Source organism: Acinetobacter sp. ANC 4636 (genome assembly GCF_054454555.1).
In genome coordinates this window covers 1-506 of record NZ_JBTKVD010000051.1, presented here as the reverse complement: position 1 = coordinate 506, position 506 = coordinate 1, and the positions used below count along the sequence as shown (strand labels likewise).

The 506-nt window shown below is 38.5% G+C and carries 1 protein-coding gene; it reads left to right on the top strand.

Going from position 1 to position 506, the window contains the following annotated elements; genetic code table 11:
* On the top strand, window positions 1-449 hold a 449-nt coding region (locus ACX1N5_RS15730), incomplete at its 5' end, for a hypothetical protein (RefSeq protein ID WP_458803583.1).
* Between the last annotated feature and the right edge of the window lie 57 nt (window positions 450-506).

Genomic DNA, 506 nt, shown 5'->3' with positions numbered 1-506 from the left:
CCCAACAACAAACAAAGCATACTAGGATTGCGATAATTGCTCTCGTTTGTCTTTGTTGGCATTTACTGCTACCAACCATCATGAATCTTGGTTGGGCACCTGCAGTTTATGGAATGTCTGAGCATTGTCATATGCTTGCTGGGCAAACAATGGACATGCCTCAAGCAGAGATGAATCAACATCATCATAAAGTTGAGATGTTGACTCAAAAGAAAGAACAGTCTGATAGCACAGAAAAGATCGCCGAGAAGATCATGAAAGACTGCCCATTGTGTTCACATGGGTTAAGTGGAGGTCTCTTGGTCTTATTTTCTGGGATTTGCCTATTATTCATTCTGGTTTTGCTCAAGCAGCTAAGTACTTATATTGTTTCTAGATATCAGATCCAGTTTTATTGGTGTGCTGATTACTATATTCCTCCTCCGCAAGCTCCACCTCTCATTCCATAAAAATATTGAAATTCAGTTTATTCATTTAATTTCCATATCATGAACAATGAATGAAAG